At 45.5% G+C, this 18,811-nt stretch carries 18 protein-coding genes, 1 other RNA gene, 1 pseudogene and 1 riboswitch; of the genes and pseudogenes, 12 read left to right on the top strand and 8 right to left on the bottom strand.

The annotated features are described in order from the left end of the window. Positions 1–27: 27 nt before the first annotated feature. Both dcd and FD974_RS02410 read right to left on the bottom strand, forming a co-directional pair. Positions 28–594, bottom strand: a complete 567-nt coding sequence (gene dcd, locus FD974_RS02415) for a dCTP deaminase (RefSeq protein ID WP_062309580.1) — start codon at positions 592–594, stop codon at positions 28–30. Between the two features lie 41 nt (positions 595–635). Continuing rightward, the gene (locus tag FD974_RS02410; protein ID WP_215365458.1) at positions 636–1,484 is read right to left on the bottom strand and encodes a formate dehydrogenase accessory sulfurtransferase FdhD; all 849 of its coding nucleotides are present in this window, start codon (positions 1,482–1,484) and stop codon (positions 636–638) included. Positions 1,485–1,620: 136 nt separating this feature from the next. Between FD974_RS02410 and metG the strand changes: the two genes are divergently transcribed. From metG to panC, 4 genes are all read left to right on the top strand, one after another. After that, the gene (metG, locus tag FD974_RS02405; protein ID WP_215365456.1) at positions 1,621–3,291 is read left to right on the top strand and encodes a methionine--tRNA ligase; all 1,671 of its coding nucleotides are present in this window, start codon (positions 1,621–1,623) and stop codon (positions 3,289–3,291) included. Between the two features lie 150 nt (positions 3,292–3,441). Next, positions 3,442–3,630, top strand: a complete 189-nt coding sequence (locus tag FD974_RS02400) for a DUF3460 family protein (protein WP_215365454.1) — start codon at positions 3,442–3,444, stop codon at positions 3,628–3,630. Further along, on the top strand, positions 3,623–4,486 hold the full coding sequence (locus tag FD974_RS02395) for a ScpA family protein (protein ID WP_215365452.1): 864 nt from the start codon (positions 3,623–3,625) through the stop codon (positions 4,484–4,486). The genes FD974_RS02400 and FD974_RS02395 overlap by 8 nt, the downstream gene beginning before the upstream one ends. Continuing rightward, complete coding sequence (gene panC, locus FD974_RS02390) at positions 4,483–5,334, top strand: pantoate--beta-alanine ligase (protein WP_215365450.1); 852 nt, start codon at positions 4,483–4,485, stop codon at positions 5,332–5,334. Before FD974_RS02395 ends, panC begins: the two co-directional genes overlap by 4 nt. A gap of 21 nt (positions 5,335–5,355) precedes the next feature. Here panC and FD974_RS02385 read toward each other — a convergent pair whose 3' ends face one another. From FD974_RS02385 to FD974_RS02360, 6 genes are all read right to left on the bottom strand, one after another. After that, the gene (locus FD974_RS02385) at positions 5,356–6,288 is read right to left on the bottom strand and encodes a methionyl-tRNA formyltransferase (protein WP_215365448.1); all 933 of its coding nucleotides are present in this window, start codon (positions 6,286–6,288) and stop codon (positions 5,356–5,358) included. Beyond that, positions 6,288–7,535: a formyl-CoA transferase gene (gene frc, locus FD974_RS02380; protein WP_215365446.1), complete on the bottom strand. Its 1,248-nt coding sequence runs from the start codon at positions 7,533–7,535 to the stop codon at positions 6,288–6,290. Before frc (FD974_RS02380) ends, FD974_RS02385 begins: the two co-directional genes overlap by 1 nt. A 137-nt stretch (positions 7,536–7,672) precedes the next feature. Next, entirely contained in the window at positions 7,673–8,101 is a 429-nt protein-coding gene (locus FD974_RS02375; RefSeq protein WP_215365444.1) for a PAS domain-containing protein, read from the bottom strand. A 97-nt stretch (positions 8,102–8,198) separates the two neighbouring features. Continuing rightward, complete coding sequence (gene frc, locus FD974_RS02370) at positions 8,199–9,449, bottom strand: formyl-CoA transferase (RefSeq protein WP_215365442.1); 1,251 nt, start codon at positions 9,447–9,449, stop codon at positions 8,199–8,201. Positions 9,450–9,508: 59 nt separating this feature from the next. After that, entirely contained in the window at positions 9,509–11,218 is a 1,710-nt protein-coding gene (oxc, locus tag FD974_RS02365; protein ID WP_215365440.1) for an oxalyl-CoA decarboxylase, read from the bottom strand. A gap of 208 nt (positions 11,219–11,426) precedes the next feature. Next, positions 11,427–12,044 (bottom strand): Crp/Fnr family transcriptional regulator, encoded by a 618-nt coding sequence (locus tag FD974_RS02360; protein WP_215365438.1) that lies wholly within the window; start codon positions 12,042–12,044, stop codon positions 11,427–11,429. 70 nt (positions 12,045–12,114) lie between these two features. After that, a riboswitch (cobalamin riboswitch) is annotated at positions 12,115–12,330 on the top strand. Between the two features lie 145 nt (positions 12,331–12,475). Here FD974_RS02360 and FD974_RS02355 point away from each other — a divergent pair. The 8 genes and pseudogenes from FD974_RS02355 to FD974_RS02320 all read left to right on the top strand — a co-directional run bounded on the left by FD974_RS02355 (position 12,476) and on the right by FD974_RS02320 (position 18,793). After that, positions 12,476–14,467: a TonB-dependent receptor gene (locus FD974_RS02355; protein WP_215365435.1), complete on the top strand. Its 1,992-nt coding sequence runs from the start codon at positions 12,476–12,478 to the stop codon at positions 14,465–14,467. Between the two features lie 19 nt (positions 14,468–14,486). Beyond that, positions 14,487–15,380, top strand: a complete 894-nt coding sequence (locus FD974_RS02350) for an ABC transporter substrate-binding protein (RefSeq protein WP_215365432.1) — start codon at positions 14,487–14,489, stop codon at positions 15,378–15,380. After that, a complete protein-coding gene (locus FD974_RS02345; RefSeq protein ID WP_215365430.1) occupies positions 15,380–16,357 on the top strand; it encodes an iron ABC transporter permease in 978 nt (325 codons plus the stop codon). The genes FD974_RS02350 and FD974_RS02345 overlap by 1 nt, the downstream gene beginning before the upstream one ends. Then, positions 16,354–17,115: an ABC transporter ATP-binding protein gene (locus FD974_RS02340; RefSeq protein WP_215365428.1), complete on the top strand. Its 762-nt coding sequence runs from the start codon at positions 16,354–16,356 to the stop codon at positions 17,113–17,115. Before FD974_RS02345 ends, FD974_RS02340 begins: the two co-directional genes overlap by 4 nt. A gap of 51 nt (positions 17,116–17,166) precedes the next feature. Next, on the top strand, positions 17,167–17,451 hold the full coding sequence (locus tag FD974_RS02335) for a hypothetical protein (RefSeq protein WP_215365427.1): 285 nt from the start codon (positions 17,167–17,169) through the stop codon (positions 17,449–17,451). Beyond that, positions 17,426–17,674, top strand: a pseudogene (locus FD974_RS09800) (cell division protein ZapA); the annotation flags it as partial. The gene FD974_RS02335 and the pseudogene FD974_RS09800, both read left to right, overlap by 26 nt. 81 nt (positions 17,675–17,755) lie before the next feature. After that, a non-coding RNA gene (gene ssrS, locus FD974_RS02325) (6S RNA) lies at positions 17,756–17,974 on the top strand. Continuing rightward, positions 17,975–18,793 carry a sulfite exporter TauE/SafE family protein gene (locus FD974_RS02320; protein ID WP_215365425.1) on the top strand — a complete coding sequence of 273 codons (819 nt, stop codon included), beginning with the start codon at positions 17,975–17,977 and terminating at the stop codon, positions 18,791–18,793. It begins immediately after the preceding RNA gene. Positions 18,794–18,811: the final 18 nt, after the last annotated feature.

Below are 18,811 nucleotides of genomic sequence, written 5' to 3'. Positions count from 1 at the left end.
TGAGATTAAGAAATAAATATGGATGCGTTAGGTCTTGGGGAGAGTAACGCCAACTTGGCCTTGGTACTTACCGCCACGATCTTTATAAGATGTACCACAGACTTCATCGCTTTCAAAGAACAAAACCTGTGCACATCCCTCGCCCGCATAAATCTTGGCAGGTAATGGCGTCGTGTTTGAAAACTCTAAAGTGACGTAGCCCTCCCACTCAGGCTCAAATGGCGTCACGTTCACAATAATTCCACAGCGCGCATATGTACTCTTACCGACGCAAACAGTTAACACGCTGCGTGGAATTTTGAAGTACTCGACAGTTCTAGCTAGAGCGAAAGAGTTTGGGGGAATAATGCAGACTGGGCCCTTAAAGTCGACAAAAGACTGCTCATCAAAATTCTTAGGATCAACAATGGTGCTATTGATGTTCGTGAAAATCTTAAACTCATCGGCACAACGAATGTCATAGCCATAGCTTGAGGTGCCATAACTCACAATTTTTTGTCCGGCAGCATCTTGGCGAACTTGACCAGCCTCAAATGGGGTGATCATGCCTTGCTCGCCCATACGGCGAATCCAGTGGTCTGATTTAATAGTCATGGGCGAATTGTAAAACCATCGCGGGCCCTATGCCCATGAATTTACGCTGTAGAGGCTGGACTGGTAAAAACGACCCGCTCTGGAGCGTTATAAATCTCAAAATGCTTCCCCGAACACCGAGATAACAGGGTGAGATTGGTTTTACGAGCCAACTCCAGCCCCATCAAGGTCACGCCGGAACGCGTTAAGAGAAAAGGGATCCCCATCTGAGCGCCCTTGATCACCATCTCAGAAGTCAGACGGCCGGTGGTAAAGAAAATCAGATCTTTTCCCTCTTTATCCGCCAACCACATCAGACCCGATATGGAGTCAACAGCATTATGGCGCCCAACATCCTCAATAAAATGCAGCAGTCGGATACCACTCTCGCCCTGGCGCTCAAATACAGCGCAGGCATGAACCGAACCCGACTTCTTATAAATCGTGTCATGGGTGCGAATATCGTCAATCAAGGCAACGATAGCTTCTTGAGATAGATTGGGTCCATCTGGCAGTCTAATCTCGGACATTTCCTCTATGAGGCCGCCAAACATGGTGCCTTGGCCACAGCCAGTAGTCACCACCCGCTTGCTTGTAAGTGCATCGATATCTACCGTACTGCGATGGGTTTTGACTGCCGCTGAATCCGTCTCCCAATCCACCTGAATACTGGCGATATCCTCTGGGGATTCCACAAGGCGCTGATTACGCAAATAACCTAATACCAGGGCCTCAGGGGCGCTCCCTAGGGTCATTAAGGTCACGACCTCGCGCTTATCCAAGTAAATTGTCAGGGGGCGCTCCCCAGGGATATGAGTCGTCTTCAGACGCCCTGCCTCATCCATGATTTGCACCTCATGGACTAGAGGCACAGAAGCATTGGACATCTCGATATTGTGGGAGGAAGCCATAAAACGTCTCTTAATTTATTTTCTTATCGGTATTTACTTTAACCGCAGACTAAAATTAATGCTCAAATCCATTTCAAGCCCCATAATCTTGAATTGCCCTTTTTGTTGAATTTGTTTCTTTTTAAGACCGTTTTTCATGAGCAATCCCCAGCGTCGCCTATTAGTTACCTCTGCCTTGCCATATGCCAATGGCCAGATTCATATTGGGCATTTGGTTGAATATGTTCAAACGGATATTTGGGTACGTTTCCAGAGAATGCGTGGTCATGAAGTGCACTATGTTGGAGCTGACGATACTCATGGCACACCCATCATGCTACGTGCTGAAAAAGAAGGTTTGACCCCCAAAGAGCTCATCGCCAAGGTTTGGAAAGAACATAAACGTGACTTTGATAATTTCCTCATCTCATTTGATAACTACTACACTACCGATAGCCCTGAAAATGAGCAGTTGTCTCAAAGCATTTATCTCAAACTACGAGACGCTGGTCTCATTGAAATGCGCTCCATCGAGCAAGCCTACGATCCCGTCAAAGAAATGTTTTTGCCAGATCGTTTTATTAAAGGCGAATGTCCTAAGTGCGGTGCCAAAGATCAGTATGGCGATTCCTGCGAAAAATGTGGAGCAACCTATTCTCCAACCGATTTAAAAAATCCGTTCTCTGTAGTCAGTGGCGCCACACCGATCAAAAAAGTTTCTGACCACTACTTCTTCAAACTCTCCGACCCTCGCTGCGAAACTTTTTTGCGTGAATGGACACAGGTAAACACTCCCCTACAACCGGAAGCTCGCAACAAAATGAAGGAATGGGTTGGACAGCCTGGCGATAGTAAGCTGGGGGACTGGGATATCTCTCGAGATGCGCCCTACTTTGGCTTTGAAATTCCGGATGCCCCCAGTAAGTATTTTTATGTATGGCTTGATGCTCCTATTGGCTATTACGCAAGCTTCTTAAATTACTGCCAAAGCAAGGGCCTCAATTTTGAAGAGTGGGTTAAGCCCGATACAAGCACTGAGCAATATCACTTTATTGGCAAAGATATCTTGTACTTCCACACCTTGTTTTGGCCCGCTACATTGCACTTTGCCGGCTATCGCACGCCAACCAATGTGTTTGCCCATGGCTTTCTTACCGTCGATGGCGAGAAGATGAGTAAGTCGCGTGGCACGCTCATCTCAGCCAATAGCGTTATTGAAACTGGCTTTAATCCAGAGTGGTTCCGTTATTACTTTGCAACCAAACTTAATGACAGCATGGAGGACTTGGATCTCAATCTCCAAGACTTTGTAGCCAGGGTCAATAGCGATCTTTTGGGTAAGTACGTCAATATTGCAAGCCGCAGTGCTGGCTTCTTGGTAAAGCGTTTTGGTGGCATTGTTTCTGATGAAGCCATGAGCAATCCCCTACTCACCGAAATTGCCTCTGCTAGTGAAAAAATTGCTCAGTTATATGAAGCCCGTGAATATGCAAAAGCCTTACGGACCATTATGGAGCTAGCTGATCAGGTCAATGCATTTGTCGACGAAAATAAACCCTGGGAAATCGCCAAAGATCCGGAACGAGAAGCCGAACTACAAAAGGTCTGTAGCGTGACTTTGGAGGCGTTCCGTTTGCTGACGCTTTACCTCAAGCCGGTATTGCCAACGGTGGCAGCAGGTGTCGAGGACTTCCTTTCCATCCCGCCAATGGGCTGGAATGACGTCAAAACGACCCTCTCAAGCGCGAACCCGATCAAGCCCTACAAACACCTCATGACGCGGGTAGAAGCCCCTCAAATCGAGGCCTTATTAGCAGCAAATCTGTAATTAAAGGCTGCCTGGCAAGCCTTTTTAGAGGAATAAGCCAAAATTCAGCGGGTTTGCAGGAAAAATCGTTAATAATGATGGGCTAGGGACGACTTTGTCTCTCATAAAATTTTGTAAGTTATTGAATTAATTAAGATTTTAGGAAATGTGATGGCAAGATATCAATCCGAATTCACTCAGTTCTTAAATGAGCTCAAGTCTGAGAAGCCGCATCTCGAGGCTGGCCAGCAAGCTGGTCGCGCCCTCTTGTGGGACAAAGAACCATTAACCTCGGAAGATCAGCGTCGCGCTAAGGCAGCAAAATTAAAGCAGCGCGCTTACGTTTATTCGAATGATTGATCCGAGTACACAGCCGATATCAGATTTACTCGATAGCACTCCGTCAGTAACGGACGGAATGTCTTCGGCTTTTGCAAAGCTGTATGGTGAGCCCTTATTTAAGCTCCCTACAGATCTGTATATTCCTCCTGATGCATTAGAGGTTTTTCTAGAAGCTTTTGAGGGTCCACTTGACCTCTTGCTCTATCTCATCCGCAAGCAAAACTTCAATGTACTTGATATCCCAATGGCGCAGGTCACTCAACAGTACCTGAGCTACATCGATCAAATTCGCCATCACAATCTGGAGCTCGCTGCCGAGTATTTACTCATGGCGGCCATGTTGATTGAAATTAAATCTCGCATGCTGCTGCCAATGAAAAAAGCAGATAGCGATGAGGAAGTAGAAGATCCTCGCGCTGAATTAGTACGCCGCCTGTTGGAATATGAGCGCATGAAGCTAGCGGCTCAGGAGCTTGATCAAATTCCACAACAAGGTCGTGATTTCCAAATTGCACACGGCTATGTGGATACGACAGTGGCAGTTACTTGGCCGGAAGTAAATCTAGACGATTTGCAAATGGCTTGGCGTGATGTTTTGCACCGTGCGAAACTCAATCAGCACCACACTATTACACGTGAAGAGCTATCAGTTCGTGACTTTATGACACGTATTTTGCGTCGCCTACAAAATACCCGCTTTGTAGAGTTTGGTGAATTATTTGAAGATGCCATCAAATCCGGAAAAGGCGTTCCCGTGGTGATTGTGAATTTCATTGCTATGCTCGAGCTTTCTCGTGAAGCATTAGTAGAGATTACCCAGGCTGAGCCCTATGCACCAATCTACGTTCGCCTCGCCTACACACCTGTTGCATGAAAATTATTAGCGATATACAAGAGTTGCGTGACCACCTCCGTGGGCAGAACCGCGCCTCTTTTGTCCCAACTATGGGCAACTTGCATGAAGGGCACCTATCCCTCATGCGCCTTGCAAGACAACATGGTGACCCAGTAGTTGCGAGCATTTTTGTGAACCGTTTGCAGTTTGGTCCTAACGAGGATTTTGATAGCTATCCTCGTACTATGCAAGCTGACATCGATAAGCTAGAAAAAGAAGGTGTCTACATCTTATTTGCGCCAACAGAGCGCGATTTATACCCACAACCTCAAGAGTATCGCGTGGATCCGCCGCAGCAATTGGGAGATATTTTAGAAGGTGAATTTCGTCCTGGATTCTTTAAAGGAGTCTGCACAGTTGTTCTCAAGCTTCTGTCTTGCGTACAGCCCAAGGTAGCTGTATTTGGTAAAAAAGATTACCAACAACTGATGATTATTCGTCAAATGGCCAAGCAGTTTGCACTCCCGGTCGATATTATTCCAGGGGAAACCATTCGAGCGAAAGATGGTCTGGCCCTCTCCTCGCGCAATGGCTACCTCTCGTCGAGTGAGCGCGCAGAGGCGCCACAACTGCAAAAGTTACTTCAGGAAGTACGCGAGCAAGTGCTCAATTTAAATACCCGTGATGTAGATGCACTGAACGCTATCGAAAAGAATGCAATTGCAAGACTGACTGAACGCGGTTGGCAACCTGATTACATTGCTATCCGTCAACAATCAGACTTGGCACCATCAAGCAACGCTAGTTTAAGAGCTGGGGAGCCGCTGGTGATTCTGACTGCAGCCAAGTTAGGTAAAACACGGTTGATTGATAACCTAGAGGTTTAAACATCCGATCTCTAAAAATACCTAGAGATTAAAGAATTGCCCAATTTCCAAATTAAGTTCTTTAGCCAATTCAGCGCCAGTCACTTTTCCAGCAGCACCCTTAGCCTTCAAAACTTCAATCTGACCGCCGTTACAAGCCACAAAGAATGAATCTAAAGTGATCTGCGTGATTTCACCCGGCTTGCCTTTGACTGAGGCAAAAGTTGGAGCTACATGTTTATGGGCATCATAAATCTGGACCTTTTGCTCACCAAATTTTGTCCATGCACCCGGCGCCGGGTTACAAGCCCGGATTAAGTTATAAATTTGAGTAATGTGTGTTGCCCAATGAATTTGTGCGGCATCAGCACCAAACCAACCTTCATAGTTTGCCTGAGACTCATCTTGAACAATCTCTTGATGCCGATTGGCAACCACCAAATCTGCAGCCTCCAGTAGCGCCTGAACACCCAGTGGGAATAAGTGATCAAAGTAGATCTTACCCAGAGTGTCATCAGGGCCAATAGCGACCTCTTTTTGCAATATGACTTCGCCCTCATCAAGTCCATCTGAGGGACGGAAAATCGTTAAACCCGTCTTTTCCTCGCCCAAAGCAATCGCCCAGTTGATGGCACTAGGGCCACGATATTTAGGCAGCAAGGAGGGGTGATACTGAATAGTGCCGTGCTTAGGGATCTTGCAGAGCTCTTGCGGCACAAACTGAAGGACATAGGCCATTACGCAAATATCAGCCTTACTGTCAATCATGGCTTGCGCAGCCTCAGCACTCTTTAAGGAAGCAAATTGCAAGGGGACTAGGCCCCTCGCAATCGCAGCTTCTTTAAGCACTTCAGGCTTGGAAGATTTTGGATTATCGGGCGGACAAAAAACAGCAACTACTTCATCACCACGATCTAAAAAAGCCTCTAATGCCGCTTTACCAAAATCTGCACTGCCAATTAGCGCAATCCGCATTAGATAACCTTATCGTGACGTAAGGAAATCAGTTCATCCGTGGAGTAGCCCAACTCATTCAGAATCTCATCGGTGTGCTCGCCTAATAAAGGTGAACGTGTTACTTCAGTTGGGCTATCAGACATCTTGATTGGATTACCAACAGTCAGATACTTGCCACGAATTGGATGATCAACCTCAACCACAGTTCCTGTAGCACGCAATGCTGGCTCTTCAGCAATTTCTTTCATTGAAAGAATAGGGCCGCATGGAATATCGTACTTATTCAAAATATCCATGACTTCAAACTTCGTTTTAGTCATAGTCCATTTTTCAATTTCACCAAAAATTTCCATCAAGTGTGGCAAGCGGGCCATTGGTGAAGCAAAACGTACATCAGTAATCCAGTCCTCGCGACCAATCACTTTACATACAGCCTCCCATACTGGACCTTGCACAATGACATACATGTATGCGTTAGGGTCTGTTTCCCAGCCTTTGCATTTCACAATCCAGCCAGGCTGACCACCGCCAGAAGCATTGCCAGCGCGGGGAACAGAGTCGCCAAACTCACCATTTGGAAACTGTGGATATTCTTGCATGAGGCCATTGCGCTCTAAGCGCTGTTGGTCACGCAACTTCACGCGGCAAAGATTCAAGACCGCATCTTGCATTGCCGCCAATACTTTCTGACCACGTCCAGAATGGGTACGTTGATAGAGTGCTGTCACGATACCCAACGCTAAATGAAGACCTGTTCCACTATCACCAATTTGTGCGCCAGTCACCATGGGAGGGCCGTCATCAAAACCAGTAGTAGATGCTGAGCCGCCGGCACATTGCGCAACGTTCTCATAAACCTTGCAGTCTTCGTAAGGTCCAGGACCAAAACCTTTGACCGATGCCATGATCATCATGGGATTGAGTTCTTGAATACGCTCCCAAGAAAATCCCATACGATCTAGCGCACCTGGTGCAAAGTTTTCTACCAAGACATCACACTCCTTAATTAGGCGCTCAAGAATTTCTTTGCCTTTAGGAGTTTTAGTGTTCACAGTAATGGAACGCTTGTTGTGATTGAGCATCGTGAAATACAAGCTATCAGCATCAGGGATGTCGCGTAACTGACCACGTGTTGCATCGCCCTCACCTGATTTTTCTACCTTGATAACATCTGCGCCAAACCAAGCGAGTAACTGAGTACAAGTAGGTCCAGATTGAACGTGTGTGAAGTCAAGAATTTTGACCCCTTCTAGTGCTTTTGCCATGATTAAAGTCCTAATAAGATTGAAATTTTGAATTAACGCGATTTTACCAGCGAGAAAATGCGGTAAAAGATGTGTTGTGGAATATGGCTTATTCCAGCCAAAATATGGGGTAAACCCTATATATTTTCTATATTGGGCTAAGAAGCGCCACTTTCAAGATCAGCAATACGTTTTTTTAGCATTCGTTCCTCAGCAAAACGTGAGGTCTCATCCCGAATAACTGCAGCAACTCCACAGGCTTTGTGGCTTTCATCAAACAACATGCCAACAGTAAAAGCGATGGATAAGATGCTTCCATCTTTATGTTTTGCTGGGACCTTGAGCAAAGATGTGCCATAACGAGTAATGCCGGATTCCATAGACTTGCTGTAACCCTCGTTATGCCTTTGACGTTGACGCTCAGGAACAATGAGATCTAAAGCGCTACCAAGCGCCTCCTCTTCAGAGTATCCAAAAATACGGCTTGCGGCTGCATTCCACAAGACAATTTTTTCTTGTGCGTCAGCAACAATAACGGCATCACCAATAGCGTCTAAGAGCTGCGTCAAATCTACAGAGGTTTTCATCATCCCAGTCTAACGTCTATCCCAGAATTTCAGGAATAAAAAAGGCGCCCACTAGGAGCGCCCTCAAAGTTAATACAGATTTTTATCGTTATTAAACTTAAACTGCTTTTGCTGCATGCAACTTAGCAATGTCATCAGCGTTGTAACCGAGGTCTGACAACACTTCATCAGTGTGCTCACCCAATACAGGCGAAGGCTTCACTTCGATTTCCAAATCTGAGAACTTGATTGGACTACCGATAGTTAAATATTTGCCACGTACCTTGTGGTCAACTTCAACGATAGAACCACTCTTACGCAAGTCTGGTGAAGCAGCCAACTCTTTCATCGAGAGAACTGGAGCGCATGGGATATCAAACTTGCGGAGGATATCAACAGCCTCATACTTAGTCTTATCTTTGAGCCAGTCTTCAATAGTTGCGAAGATGTCAAAAATCTTATCTTGACGAGCTTCGGCAGTCATATACGCTGGATCAGTTGCCCACTCTGGTTTACCTAGAGCCTTAGTAATTGGCTCCCAAGCATGGCCTTGAATAGTGAAGTAAATGTAGGCGTTTGGATCTGTTTCCCAACCCTTACACTTCAATACCCAACCTGGCTGACCGCCACCACCAGCGTTACCGCCACGTGGCACTACGTCAGTGAATGAACCATGTGGATACTGTGGATACTCTTCCAAATAGCCAACTTTGTCCAAACGCTGTTGATCACGTAACTTCACACGACATAAGTTCAATACAGCGTCTTGCATTGAGCAAGAAACTTTTTGACCCTTGCCAGTTTTTTGACGCTGCATCAATGCAGTCAAAATACCAATCGCCAAGTGCATACCAGTATTGGAATCACCTAAGGCTGCAGCAGAAACTGTAGGAGGGCCATCCCAGAAACCAGTAGTTGAAGCAGCACCACCAGCACACTGAGCGACGTTCTCATAGACCTTTAAGTCCTCATATGAGTGGCCATCACTAAAGCCTTTTACAGAAGCCAAGATCATTTTTGGATTAAGTTCTTGGATACGCTTCCAAGAGAAACCCATGCGATCCAATGCGCCAGGACCAAAGTTCTCAACCATGACGTCAGAAACTTTGATCATTTTTTCCAACACTTCTTTACCTTCTGGGGTCTTAGTATCCAGAGTTAAAGAGCGCTTGTTACCATTCAACATAGTGAAGTACAAAGCATCTGCACCAGGAACGTCGCGCAACTGGCTGCGAGTGACATCGCCAGAACCGGGACGCTCAACCTTAATCACATCAGCGCCATAAAAACCCAACAATTGAGTACATGCAGGACCTGCTTGTACGTGTGTGAAATCGATAATGCGGATGCCGTCTAATGGTTTAGTCATGTTTGTTTCTCCTTAAAGTATTACTTAGTTTTTACTAAATGTTTTTTATAAATTGCTAATTAATGCTTGCCTGCAGCAGTCGATGGGTTCAAGTTTGTTAAACGTCCACTTTCTGTTCCGGCTGTTTCATCGATTACCGCATTAATCAAGGCCGGCTTACCTTCAGCAATCGCCTTAGTTAATGCAGCTTCCAATTCTGCTGGGGTAGTGACGTAGTAACCAACACCACCAAATGCCTCAATCATCTTGTCGTAACGTGCGTCTTTCACAAATACCGTAGGCGCGACATCCGCACCACCAGTTGGATTTATGTCGGTACCGCGATACACGCCATTGTTGTTAAACACCACTGTAGTGATTGGCAAGTTGTAGCGGCAGATGGTTTCTAATTCCATACCGCTAAAGCCAAAGGCGCTATCGCCCTCAACGGCAACAGTTGGCAAGCCACTGGTAACAGCAGCGCCAATAGCGTAGCCCATACCAATACCCATGATGCCCCAGGTACCTGAGTCAAAACGCTTACGAGGCTTGTACATATCCACAATTGCGCGGCAGTAGTCAAGCGTATTTGCACCTTCGTTTACCAAGTTCACATCTGGATTCTTCTTGATCACATCACGGATAGCACGCAATGCGCCATGGAAGTTCATTGGTGAGGCTTCTTTTGCAAGAGTCTCAGCCATCTTCGCCATGTTCTTATCTTTTTTCTCGTTGATGGCATTAATCCAATCAGAGGCTGGCTTTGGAACTGAACCAATCCCCTTCAAGAGCTCACCAACTACTGAGCCGATATCACCAATCAATGGCGCATCGATTTGTACGTTGCTATCGACTTCGTTTGCTTGAATATCGATCTGAATAAATTTCTTAGGATCTTTGCCCCATGTCTTACCTTTGCCGTGAGCAAGCAACCAATTCAGGCGTGCACCAACCAACATCACAGCATCAGCCTCAGCCAATACAAATGAGCGCGCTGCAGAAGCAGACTGTGGATGGTTATCTGGCAACAAGCCTTTAGCCATCGACATTGGCAAGTAAGGGATGCCCGATTTTTCAATCAAGTCTCGAATTTCTTTATCAGCCTGTGCATAAGCTGCACCTTTGCCCAAGAGAATCAATGGACGCTTTGCACCCTTTAGTACATTTAACGCACGTTCAACTGCATCAGCAGCTGGAATTTGACGTGGAATAGGATCAATTACTTTGAAGATAGACTTCTTGGCTTCTTCAACAGGCATTGTTTGGGAAAGCAACTGCGCTGGCAAATCCAAGTACACGCCACCAGGCCGGCCAGATACCGCAGCACGAATTGCACGAGCAAAACCAATGCCAATATCCTCAATATGATTAATACGATAAGCCGCTTTGCAATATGGCTTAGCTGCATTGAGCTGATCCATCTCTTCGTAGTCACCTTGTTGCAAGTCAACGATTTCACGCTCACTTGAACCGGAGATCAAAATCATCGGGAAGCAATTCACTGTAGCGTTAGCCAGTGCAGTCAAACCATTCAAGAAACCAGGTGCTGAAACAGTCATACAGATACCAGGCTTTTGCGTCATGTAACCAGCAATTGCAGCAGCGTTACCTGCATGCTGCTCGTGGCGGAAACCAATAAAACGCATACCTTCTGCTTGAGCCAAACGGCACAAGTCGGTAATTGGAATTCCAACTAAACCAAAAATGGTGTCAAGGTCATTTGCTTTTAAAGCATCAATGACGAGATGAAAGCCATCAGTTACTTGTGTATTTTGATTGTCTGTTGTCATAGAAATTTTTTAGTTAATTACATTGCCTGAACGTAAATCATGTTCAATGCAACTTAGCTTTCGCTAACTGTCTCCAATTAAGTTATTAGTAATGCCACGGGTGACTCTTAAGACCCCGATGAGGCTGAGATGAATCTTAGGCTTGAGGGTGGGGATCATCATTGACTTCGGTCAATTTCCCCTGAAATCTAGAAACAACTTTTTTGCGCTAGACAAAAAGCTCTTTGTGCTTAGTTTTTAGGCGACTTAATGTCTCTGGGGATAAATTGAGGTATGCGGCGAGCTCTTTTTTAGGTAGAAGCTCAAATAAGTCCTCATATTTACGTAAAAAACGCTCTACTCGGCCAGGAGCATCGAGCATATGTAAGGTAATCGTATGGGCCATGATTTCACTCATCAGGCGCATTACCTCAAATTCAAAGCTTTCTTTTAATGGCTTATGGGCATCCAAGAATTCTGCCCATTTCTTTAGTGGCATGCGGGCTACACGAGCCTTGGTAACACAAGCAATACTGTAAGGAGCTGAGGTCTTAAGGCGCCATGCGGCGTAACTTGTCTCAATGTCTTTCTCAATCGCGAAACGCAAGATCATTTCTTTGGCATCTGCGCTAGAGACAATCCGCTTCAAAATGCCATCCAGAACAAAGTACTGCTCCATCTGATGATCACCTTGGTGCAATAAAATTTCTGATTTTTTAAGATCTGAGATCTCTAAATGGCGCTCTAACTCAGCCATTGCTGCCGGATCCAAGCTTTTAAGTACTGAGTTTTGACTCAGTTGAAGACGAATCAGGTTTTTTTCGGGGTGCTTGTCTAATGCAGTCATGAATCCTTAATCCTAGTGCCTATATTGTAGGCTTTTTTGGGATTTAAGCATTTCCAGAGGGTCTACTGAGATAGAATATGCCTGTCGTGGTGCTTTGTTGCAATGCAATAAAGTTAAACGGGAAACACTAAACGTGTGCTGCCCCCGCAACGGTAAGTAAATGCGCCCTAACTTTTAAGTCAGTGCGTCAGGAATTTGAATGAGCCACTGTGCGTGTCAATTGCATGGGAAGGCCAAATTCTGAGATTTACTAGCCCGGATACCGGCCAAGACAGGTGGAATTTTGCGGACGGGGACCTTCGCGCGCCGATGAAGCATCCCCTGCCTCCTGGCAAGGTGCCCAATTGACGCCTGAGCTCTCATGAAGTGAAGTTCTGTTCGACCCAGCTTACGGGGAAGTGAGCTAGGTGAATCGCAGGCAGAAAGTTCACATGAAACAGCAGTTCAGTAGTAAAGCACTCGCCACCCTATTTTGTGGCGCGGCAATCACATTTAGCGCAGCCGCTCAAAATTCTCCATCGACAGTCATCGTTTCGGGATCTCGCTTTGAGGAAAACCTCAATGAAGTTCCGGCAAACGTCAAAGTCATCACTCGCGATGAAATTGCAAACTCCACTTCAAATAATATTCCCGAAGTGTTATCTCAAATTGGAGGAGTAAATGTAAAAAGTACGAGCGGCAATCCCCTTAATTTAGATGCCTCAGTTGATATGGGCGGTTATGGAGCAACAGCAAATAGCAACACATTAATACTGGTTGATGGGCAAAGATTAAATCCCATTGATTCTGGGACCATCAATTGGGAATCCATTCCAATTGACTCCATTGAGAGAATAGAGCTGCTTCAAGGTGGCGCCAGTGTTCAGTATGGCAATGGCGCTGTTGGCGGTGTAATTAATATCATCACCAATGGAGGAGCAAAAAATCTTAATCAAGCTGCAATTACCTATGGAAGTTACAACACGGTCATTGGCAATGCAATATTGAGAAATACGGTTAATGACACAACTATTCAACTCACTGCAAACTCGTCTAATACAGATGGTTGGAGAGAAAATTCGGCAGCGAACGCATACTCGTTTGATGGCAAAGTAACCCAATCATTAGGTGGAATAGATAAGGTCTACGCCGATATATTCTTTAATCACTCAAATTCTCAAACTCCTGGAGCTGTGCTCGGTCAGGCAGGCCAGGGTGACTCCCAATCAGCCAGATCAACATTCATAGGGTCAACGATCACTACCGATAATTCTGGAGTCAGGGCTGGCTTTATTAAAGCAATTGATGATCGGCTAACGTTTGACATTGATGGTACATACTCAAATAAAAATACCAGCTCCAATATCCCCGCATATCCTTACTACGTTCTATACCCCAACTGGCAACTTGCAATTGCACCGAAGATCAAAGCTAATTTTGGCGAATGGGGATCAACAGTAATAGGCTATGACTTTAATCAAGCCTCCCAAAGCAGCTCTTCTGGGTTAACTTTTGGTAATACCAGTCTTCAACAAAACGTAAGTATCCTCAATCAATCCATGTATCTCGTATCACGAATTCCACTGAAGGCGATTAATGGATTGGAGGCAAGCGGGGGCTTCAGACATCAAGCACAGAATGCATCTGCAAATGATTTCTCTAGCGGATCAACCATTAGTGCAAATCAAAAGTACTCTGCTAACGCTGGAGATATAGCCTTTAATTACAACTATCAAGCGGGACAAAAAGTATTTATCAAATGGGATCAGTCTTATCGATTCCCTAATACTGACGAATTCTGGGGCTTTAATCCAGACACTTACACCCCAGTTTTCAATGGCATCTTAAAGCCGCAAATCTCACAAACGTATTCAGTCGGGGGAGATTGGAAACTTCGTCAAACCCATCTTTCAGCTCTCGTATTTCAATCAATTACACAAAATGAAATTCGTTATGACCCTTCCAGTGGAAGCAATATTAATACTGCTGGCAACATTAATCGCACAGGCTTTCTTTTTGACTCCTCAAGCAATATCACCAAAAACTTAACGCTTGCTGGTGGCGGAAAGATTCAAAGATCAACTTTCACTACTGGTGAAATTGCTGGTGTTGGAGTAGGTCTATCGCCAGATCTTCTGTTAAATGCTCGGGCGCAGTATATGTTTAATACAAGCTGGAGTGCAGGGGCTGTTGTGAATTATGTCAGCAACCAAAACTATGAATCGGATCCAGCAATTACCAATTCACTAGCTAAGATTCCATCCTATGTTGCTGCAGATATTTATATCAACTACAGAATTCATTCATGGGAAACCAAATTCATGATCAAAAACATTGGCGGAAATTCTTATGCCACCACTGGTGGTTACAACTCTTCACGTGGTTACTACTACTACCCCACTACACCAACAACCTATTTTGTCAATGCAAAATATAATTTCTAACTGAGAAAAAATTCAAGGCATGCAACCCACAACCCCATCCAAATACTTGCTTATTGGGATTGCATTATTTTTTATTGCATTCTCTTTAGCAGTATTTTCCAAGCCTGTTTCGGTAGCCGATGATCGAGGCGTTGTCCTTACTTTTGATGCCCCACCACAACGGATTATTAGCCTATTACCATCGCTGACAGAGTCTATTTGTGCATTGGGTAAGTGCGCCAATCTAGTGGGAATTGATCGTTTCTCAAATTGGCCCAAGTCTATTCAAGATTTGCCTAAGCTCGGTGGTATGGCCGATATTAATCTTGAGCGAATTGTCCAGCTTAAGCCCGATGTGGTGTTGCTAGAAAAAGCCTCTCCCGTAATCACCCGTTTAAATGACTTAGGAATCAAAACATTTGCATTAGATGTGAAGTCGATGGAGGATGAAGAGCGCGCCCTAAAAAAATTGGATCTCGTTTTAGGCACCTCAGAGAGTGCTCGCGTATGGAATCAGATTCAACAAGAAATAACACGTGCAAATAAACAGCTAAATTTAGATGGTAAAACGTTGCGGGTCTACTTTGAAGTTAATCCTGCACCTTTTGCCGCTGGGAGATCTTCTTTTATTGGCGAAATTTTGACCCGCCTTGGCCTGACTAATATCATCCCCGAATCCCTTGGACCCTTTCCTAAAATTAATCCTGAATTTGTTGTTCAGAGTAAACCAGACCTGATTCTCTTGAGCGAATCAACTGCTACTGATATTCAAAAGCGCCCTGGCTGGAATACCATCCCAGCAGTCTCAAAGAATCGTATCTGCACCTTTAACGCCCAGCAAAATGATGTCTTAGTGCGTCCCGGTCCTCGCATGGGAGAAGCGGCATTCATTATTTCTCAATGTATTCAAGAGAAGATGTCATCATCTCGATAATGCATAACCACCACTTCCTAGGTAAATTATTATTCCTATTGCTCATTAGCGTCATGTTGCTAGCCCTAGGAACGATGCTGGGTAGCACTGGGATAAGTTGGAGTTTTTCTCAAACTGAGGAAGCTGTCTTGTGGGATATTCGAATCCCAAGATCCTTGGGGGCCTATATTGCTGGCGCTTTATTAGGACTATCTGGCGGCATAGCCCAAAGCTTATTTCGCAATCCCCTAGCAGATCCCTATCTACTGGGTAGTGCATCTGGTGCATTACTGGGAGTCGCTAGCGTACTTTCATTTGCTTATCTAGGACATTCTTGGCTAGAGCTAATTGGCCTAAATGGGGGTGCCTTTATTGGCGCCCTGTTTGGTGTACTGGCCTCCCTCATGTTGGCTGGTGGGTATCACAGCTCACTGCGACTTTTATTATCTGGTGTAGTGATTAGTGTCATTCTTGGCGCTGCTAACTCACTCTTCACCTTCATTCGCCCAGACCTCTTTCAAAGTATTCAAGCATTCATGCTCGGCAATACAACACTGTTAAGTTGGTCAGCGGTTCAGGTGATGGGTATTGTTTTTATTATCTGCTTGCTACCTACACTGTTATTTAGCCCAGTATTAGATGCCCTATCGCTTGGCGAGAATACTGCCCGTACGCTAGGTCTGCCATTGGATCGGTTGCGCTTAATTTTGATTGGAATTCTTGCGCTAGCAACGGGTTGTGCTGTTGCCCAAACTGGATTAGTTGCCTTTGTAGGTTTGGCTGCACCGCACTTGGTAAGGCGACTCTCTGGAGGTCATCAACGTTTACAACTGTTATTTTCCAGCATCGGTGGCGGCATCTTGTTGCTTAGCTCCGATCTTCTAGCGCGGACTCTGTTTGCCCCCATTGAAATCCCCGTGGGAATTGTGACGGCGGTATTGGGCGGTATCTATCTTTTGATACTTCTAAAACGAACCTCCTTGGGGGCTCGATCATGAAAACCGAGCAACTCACTATTTACCGAGATACAGCTCTAGTTCTGAGCGATATCAATATCGATATTCCTGAGGGTAAATGGACGAGTATTATTGGGCCTAATGGTGCTGGTAAGTCCTCCTTACTTCAGGCGATGAGCGGCTTACTAAAATACGCAGGCTCGATATCAATCAATGGGTCGCTATTACGAGACCTACCTCGTAAAGAGCTCGCTAAGAAGATTGCTTGGCTGGCGCAAGATGTAGCAACGCCAGATGAATTAAATGGGGGCCTGAGTGTTTACGATACCGTCATGCTTGGCCGTCTACCACATCAAGATTGGCTTCATCTGCCGTCTTCTGCGGATCACATCATAGTAGAAGGTGTTCTAAAACAAACTGGGGTTTGGGAATTACGTTTGCGCCCTCTGCAGCATCTATCGGGTGGTGAGCGTCAACGGGTTTTACTAGCTAGACTTCTGGCTGTTGACTCTGAAATCCTCCTGATGGATGAACCATTGGCAAACTTAGACCCCCCTCACCAGGCTGAATTTCTGGACTGGCAAAAAATACTGCTCTCCCAAGGTAAAACTTTAGTTACCGTGCTTCATGAGATCCATTTTGCCCTTAGAGCCGACCACTTAGTTATGCTGAAAAAGGGGAAACTGCATTTTTCTGGACCCTCACAGGACCCTGAAACCCATCAGGCCTTAATCGAATTATTCGATGGACGAATTTATCTTGAAAAGCTCAGCAATGGCTGGATTGCCCTTCCTCGCTAAACTTTGCTCATGGAGTGCCCAAAAGGATTTTCCTGAGGCTACAATGCCTATATGAATGAGCACAATTCTCATACCTCAAACGAATTAGCGCAAACCGATTCTCTCGAGCTATCGATTCAAAGGCTGTCTGAAAAGATACGCTTGATTAGCGATGCAGTTAAATCACTCCATCAAGATCGTGCGCAATTAGAGTCCAAAATTGAAGATGCTCAAAAACGTATTCAGCACATATTAAGTCGACTACCCGAGCAAAGTGATGGTCGCCAAATGAACCTACTAGGTGAGCCTGTAGCACCCAACAACCCTGAGGATGACAATGAGCCAACAACGCATTGAAGTAAGCCTCGCTGGGCAAAAGATTACCCTGGCAACCAGTACAGAACATGAGCCGCTTCTGCGTGCTGCCTGCACTTTGGTTGACGAACAAATTCAGCTGGCAATCAATGGGGGTAATCGCAGCATTGAGCGCGCCAGTATGATGGCAGCAATCAAAATTGCTGGCGACCTCATTGCCTTACAAACCGCATCCCAACACACATCAGCACAAAGCAATTCTGCCAACATGGATTCCGAAGAGATGATCCGTCTCCAGCAGGAGATTCATGCTTTAGAGAATCAAGTAGATGCTTTGATGCAAACCCTTTCCCTGCCTGGTTCGCCAAGGCCAATAGTTCCTTGAACCGATGCGCAAGCATCCGGAACGATCTTTACCTTGTGGGCGTGAGCGTTTCGATCCCTCACAGTGGCAGCTTCGCGCTGTTCACTCCCTGAGACTCTTAATGCACCCGAAGCAGAGTAGCCGTTCCACCTTGAACCTTAGGGTTCAGGATGACGGCCTAGCGGCTAAGGCGGGGAATTCATGTCAATAATTGATATTTCAATGCTAATGCTGTGCGGTGGTATTGCAGGATTTTTAGCGGGCTTACTGGGCATTGGCGGCGGCATGATCTTAGTGCCCTTCATGATCATCGTCTTCAATCACCTTGGATTTAGTCAAGAGGTGATTGTGCACATGGCTATTGCCACCGGAATGGCTACGATCTTATTTACAACCACGTCAGCAATTTGGGCGCATCACAAACATGGTTCTATTGATTGGAGGCTTGTAGCCACCCTTAGCCCAGGACTAGTGGTTGGAAGCTTGATTGGTGGAAGCGAAATATTTGAAGCGATTAATACTTCATGGCTTTCCCTATTCTTTGCGATCTTTATCGTCTATACCTCCATACAAATGATTATTAATAAAAAGCCTACCGCTGGAAGAGAGCTTCCAGGAACCGTAGGTCTTTTTTCATTTGGAGCATTTACTGGTGTGATTGCCAGTTTGCTTGGTGCGGGCGGGGCATTTATTACAGTACCCTTCATGCTTTGGTGTAATGTAAAGCCACATACCGCTATGGCGAGCTCTTCTGGCCTAGGCTTTCCTATCGCGGCGGCTGCCACCATAGGCTACATGTACGGCAGTTGGGGAAATCCTAATCTTCCAGCTGGATCGCTTGGTTTTGTTTACCTACCAGCAGTGCTCTGCATTGTTGCAGTCAGCATCTTTACTGCACCATTGGGCGCCAAAATGGCCAGAAAGCTCAATATTGCACAACTCAAACGCATCTTCGGCGTAATGCTCTTCATGCTTGCAGCCTTCATGTTTAATGAAAGCCGCATCGCATTTGGGTACTAAGTATTTGGAATTAAATTC

The sequence above is a fragment of the Polynucleobacter sp. es-EL-1 genome (genome assembly GCF_018687975.1).
Classification (GTDB): domain Bacteria; phylum Pseudomonadota; class Gammaproteobacteria; order Burkholderiales; family Burkholderiaceae; genus Polynucleobacter.
Note: the sequence above shows the minus strand (reverse complement) of the source record. Positions and strands in the feature narration are given on the sequence as shown.